Here is a 4,991-nt window from a genome sequence, read left to right on the forward strand (position 1 = left end):
GCCCAAGGTCGACCGCAGCAAGAACCTGGACTTCCTGTTCGGTGCACTGAAGGCCGCGCCCGACGAGGCCAGCGCCAAGCATGTCGAGGCGCGGATCTGGGCGATCTGGATCCAGACCCCGAGCGACACCGCCTCGCTGTTGATGTCGCGGGCCAAGACCGCGGTCGATGCACAGAAGATCGACGTCGCGATCAAGCTGCTGGATTCGGTCATCAAGCTCAGGCCCGACTACATCGAGGCCTGGAACCGCCGCGCCACGCTGTACTACATGCAGAACGACTATGGCCGCTCGCTGGCCGACATCCAGCAAGTGCTGATCCGGKAACCCCGCCATTTCGGCGCGCTCGCGGGCCTCGGCATGATCATGCAGGAAGTCGGAGACGAGAAGCGCGCGCTCGAGGCCTACCGCAGGGCGCTCGCCGTCAATCCGCACCTCGACAAGATCCCCGACCAGGTCAAGTCCCTGACCGAGAAGGTCGAAGGCCGCGACATCTAGAGCACGATCCGGACCCGAAGGGCCGCGTAGCGCAAACTGCGCCGCGGCGTTCCGCAAAGATCGTGCTCAAACAATAAGGGATAACTCGATCATTTCTTGAGCGATTGCGGCGCGCGCGGATTAACCACGATCGCATGCCTTGCGCTGTGAGGGGTATTGCCGGAACGGCCGGAGGCCTACCTGCATGGCAGGAGCAAAGCCATGAAGCGTTCGATCTTTGCAGCTGCATTGCTGCTGGCGTCGGGGACGGCAAGTCTCGCCGACGGTCTGTTCTGGGTGGTCGGCAACCGCGCCACCGGCAAATGCGACATCGTGACCAGCAATCCCGTGATCATAGGGAACATCTGGTTCGGCGACGGGCCCTACACATCCATGGCCGATGCCAAGCTTGCCCGCTCGACCATCCGTGCCTGTCCCGCGATCGGTCCCGACGACGACAAGAACCAGGACGACACGAACTAGGCTTAATGCAGGACGCTGCCGCCGCGCTCGGCGAGGCCTTGATCGGCGGCGGCCGCATAGAGTTTTGCAAGCTCGGTCTCGAGATGCTCATTGATCAGGAGCAGCGCCCGCACGGCACCGCGCAGGTCGCCGTTGCAGCTTGCGACGATCTCGTCGATCGCAGTGTCGTTCGATCGGAAACTCATCGAAAATCCTCCGGTTCAAACCAGGACAAATCCTGCCGGTCTTTCCCGCATTCCCTTGGACTGCGAGGAGGATCGGCGCCCACCCGCGCCTAGATGGCGGAACCGACCGTGGCGATTATATGGAAACTGCGATGACGACTGCATGAAGCTGGTCCGGAGCTTGCGCGCCGCAGATAATATCGTTGATTTTATTGCATTTTTTCGGATTGAGATTATGCACATATCCACAGCCCCGGCTTTTTCGGTGGAGGCGCCGGGGCCGGGTGGCCGAAACTGCCGCGTGCCATAACCCGTAACTGCCATGTGCCCTGGAACGCCCGGATTCTCTCCATGATCGTGATGTCAGTCGTGACGGCGCTGGTTCTGCTGGCGCTGGTCACGCAGGCCGGCGTCGTCGCCGTGCAGCGCGCCTTTCCACCGCAGGGCCGGATGATCGAGGTCGACGGCGCGACCCTTCACGTCGTCGATATCGGCCCGCGCGAGCCAGGTCCGCCGATCGTGATGCTGCACGGCGCAAGCTCGAATCTCGAGGCAATGCGCCGTCCGCTCGGCGACCTCCTCGCCAACAACCATCGCGTCATCCTGATCGATCGTCCCGGCCATGGCTGGAGCACGCGGGCGCGGCGGCAGGATTCGACGCCGCAGATCCAGGCGCGGATGATCGATGAGGCGCTTGGCAAGCTCGGCATCGCGCGCGCGATCGTCGTCGTGCATTCCTGGAGCGGGGCGCTTGGCGCGCGGCTGGCGCTCGATCATCCGAACCGGGTCGCCGGCCTCGTCATGCTGGCGCCGGTCACGCATCCCTGGCGCGGCGGCGTCGGCCGCTACAACGAGATCATCGCAATGCCGGTGATCGGCCCGCTGCTCGCCTACACCGTCACGCTGCCGCTGGGGTATTTCGTTGCCGAGGCGGGTGCGCGCAACGTCTTCCTGCCGCAGCTCATGCCGGACGGTTTCGTCAAGGACTCCGCGACGCCGCTGCTCCTGCGCCCGCGCGAGTTCATCGCCAATGCCTATGATCTGGTGACACTGAAGGAGGCGGTGGCCGCGCAAGCCCCGCGCTACGGCGAGATCCAGGCGCCGGTCGTGATCATCGCCGGCGAGCCCGACAAGACCGTGTCGACCAATATCCACGCCCGCCCGTTCGCGGCGATGGTGCCGAATGCAAAGCTGATCGTGCTGCCCGATCTCGGCCACATGGTGCAGAACGCGGTTCCGGATCTCGTGAAGACGGAAATCGAGACGATGATCGGCGAGATCGTCCCGGTGCAGGCGGCCGCCGATTAGCGGCCGCCTCTCACGCGCTTACTGCTTGGTTTTCCCGTCCTTGTCGAACTGCGAGACGTAGGCCCAGAGATTGTTGATCTCGGTCTCGTTCTTGACGCCGGCGAATGCCATCTTGGTGCCGGGGATCTTGGCCTTGGGGTCCTTGATGTATTCCTTGAACACGGCCTCGTTCCAGGTGATGCCGGAATTCTTGTTCGCGTCCGAGTAATTGTAGTCCGGCGCGGTGCCCGACTTGCGTCCGTCGAGGCCGTTGAGTTCGGGGCCGACCTTGTTCTTGGCGCCTTCGCCGATTGCGTGGCAGGCCAGGCATTTGTTGAACGACGATTTGCCGGCCGCGACATCCTGCGCCATCGCGGCGGATGCAGTGGCAGTCACGGTGAGGGTCATCAGTGCGCCAAAAGTCAGTTTTTTCATCGGGTGCTCTTCGTCTCTTCCCTGGTGGGTCTCATGTCTGGTCGGCGATCGTCGGGCCTTGCCGGTTTTGGCATGGCCCGCTCGGCTTGGACAAGCCACGAAACCATGACAGGTTTCACGATTTCCGACTTGTCCCAGAGCGAACTTGGTCCGCAATTGCCGTTCCGACTTTCGGATGGCCTACCCAAACCACCGCTGACGTGGTTGATTTGTCGTGATAAATCGATCGTGCGGCGCGGAGCCGGAAGGAACATCCAATGGCCATCATGATGCCCGCAGCCGACCAAGCGGTGCTCGCGCGCCGCGCCGAGATCGTGGCTGCATTGCGCGCAATCGTGCCCGGCGAAGGCGTGATCGACAGCGCCGCCGAGATGCGGGCCTATGAATCCGACGGGCTCACGGCCTATCGACAGCCGCCGATGGTCGTGGTGCTGCCCGATACGACCGAGCAGGTCTCGCTGGTCCTGAAATATTGTGCCGCCCACGGCATCAAGGTGGTGCCGCGCGGCTCCGGCACCTCGCTGTCCGGCGGCGCGCTGCCGCTCGAGGACGGCGTGCTCTTGGGGCTCGGCAAGTTCAAGCGCATCCGCGAGATCGATTTCGACAACCGCGCCGTCGTCACCGAACCCGGCGTCACCAATCTCGCGATCAGCCAGGCGGTCGCGCATGCCGGCTTCTACTATGCGCCCGATCCGTCGTCGCAGATCGCCTGCTCGATCGGCGGCAATGTCGCGGAAAATTCCGGCGGCGTGCACTGCCTGAAATACGGCATGACCACCAACAACGTGCTCGGCTGCGAGATCGTACTGATGAGCGGCGAGATCCTGCGCATCGGCGGCAAGTCGGCGGAAAATTCCGGCTACGATCTGATGGGCGTCATCACCGGCTCCGAAGGCCTGCTCGGCGTCATCACCGAGATCACGGTGCGCATCCTGCAGAAGCCGGAGACGGCGCGCGCGCTGATGGTCGGCTTCGCAGAGGTCGAGGCCGCCGGCGAATGCGTGGCGCGCATCATCGGCGCCGGCATCATTCCCGGCGGCATGGAGATGATGGACAAGCCGGCGATCCATGCCGCGGAAGCCTTCGTCCATGCCGGCTATCCGCTCGATGTCGAGGCGCTGCTCATCATTGAGCTCGACGGTCCCAAGATCGAGGTCGACGAGCTGATCACGCGCGTCGAGACGATCGCCAATGGCTGCGGCTCCACCACCTGCCAGATCTCGACCTCGGAGGCCGAACGCAACCTGTTCTGGGCCGGCCGCAAGGCGGCGTTCCCGGCCGTCGGCCGCATCTCGCCGGACTATCTCTGCATGGACGGCACCATCCCGCGCGGCGCGCTACCGAAGGCGCTCGCGCGCATCCGCGAGCTCGGCGAAAAATACCAACTCGGCTGTGCCAACGTGTTCCACGCCGGCGACGGCAATCTGCATCCGCTGATCCTCTACGATGCCAACAAGCCCGGCGAGATCGAGCGTGCGGAGGCGTTCGGCGCCGACATCCTGCGCGCCTGCGTCGAGTTCGGCGGCGTGCTCACCGGCGAGCACGGCGTCGGCATCGAGAAGCGCGACCTGATGCCGGAGATGTTTTCGGAAGTAGACCTCAACCAGCAGCAGCGGCTGAAATGCGCCTTCGATGCGCAGGGCCTGCTCAATCCCGGAAAAGTGTTTCCGACCCTGCACCGCTGCGCCGAGCTCGGCCGCATGCATGTCCACGCCGGCAAGCTGGCGTTTCCGGACATTCCGCGGTTTTGAGGCCTGCCCTGGCCGGGCTCAGAGGGGCTGCGCGATATCATCGTGGAGCAGGAAGTTGATGCTCTCGCGCCAGAGCGCCGACCTCATGACCTCGAAGTGCAGCAAATGCGTGCCGCGACCGATCTTGATGTCGCGCCTGCTGGGTGATCCGCTGAAGCTGTGGAACAGCCATTGTGCGTCCGCATCCGGCAGCAAGCTGTCCCATTCGCCGCGGATGATGGCGACCGGAGAGCGGATCTTCGCCGGGTCATAGGCGAGCTGGCCGCGCCAGGCCTTGCCGATGTCGCTGGCCGGACCCATGGGGACCTTGACGCTGGCCGGATTGCGGGTGCGGCTTTCCGGATCGCTGTCGAGATAGAGCCTGCTCCACGCGTCGAAGTGCACGCGAGACAGCAC

The 4,991-nt window shown here is 64.2% G+C and carries 6 protein-coding genes and 1 pseudogene; 4 read left to right on the forward strand and 3 right to left on the reverse strand.

Annotated elements, in window-relative coordinates:
- A partial coding sequence (locus ACXJL8_RS33870) for a tetratricopeptide repeat protein (protein ID WP_456686359.1) occupies positions 1-496 on the forward strand: 496 nt, incomplete at its 5' end.
- A gap of 201 nt (positions 497-697) precedes the next feature.
- Positions 698-958, forward strand: coding sequence for a hypothetical protein (locus tag ACXJL8_RS33875; RefSeq protein ID WP_456617502.1), 261 nt, complete (start codon positions 698-700; stop codon positions 956-958).
- 2 nt (positions 959-960) lie between these two features.
- On the opposite strand, the gene ACXJL8_RS33880 is transcribed toward ACXJL8_RS33875, so the two are convergent.
- The gene (locus ACXJL8_RS33880) at positions 961-1,143 is read right to left on the reverse strand and encodes a hypothetical protein (RefSeq protein WP_456617503.1); all 183 of its coding nucleotides are present in this window, start codon (positions 1,141-1,143) and stop codon (positions 961-963) included.
- 330 nt (positions 1,144-1,473) lie between these two features.
- On the opposite strand from ACXJL8_RS33880, the gene ACXJL8_RS33885 reads away from it, so the two are divergent.
- A complete protein-coding gene (locus ACXJL8_RS33885) occupies positions 1,474-2,430 on the forward strand; it encodes an alpha/beta fold hydrolase (RefSeq protein WP_456617504.1) in 957 nt (318 codons plus the stop codon).
- 18 nt (positions 2,431-2,448) lie between these two features.
- Here ACXJL8_RS33885 and cycA read toward each other — a convergent pair whose 3' ends face one another.
- Positions 2,449-2,844 (reverse strand): cytochrome c-550 CycA, encoded by a 396-nt coding sequence (gene cycA / locus ACXJL8_RS33890; protein ID WP_456617505.1) that lies wholly within the window; start codon positions 2,842-2,844, stop codon positions 2,449-2,451.
- A gap of 257 nt (positions 2,845-3,101) precedes the next feature.
- Between cycA and ACXJL8_RS33895 the strand changes: the two genes are divergently transcribed.
- Positions 3,102-4,595, forward strand: coding sequence for an FAD-linked oxidase C-terminal domain-containing protein (locus ACXJL8_RS33895; RefSeq protein ID WP_456617506.1), 1,494 nt, complete (start codon positions 3,102-3,104; stop codon positions 4,593-4,595).
- A gap of 18 nt (positions 4,596-4,613) precedes the next feature.
- On the opposite strand, the pseudogene ACXJL8_RS33900 reads toward ACXJL8_RS33895, so the two are convergent.
- Positions 4,614-4,991, reverse strand: a pseudogene (locus ACXJL8_RS33900) (hypothetical protein); the annotation flags it as partial.

The organism is Bradyrhizobium sp. P5_C11_2 (assembly GCF_054049755.1).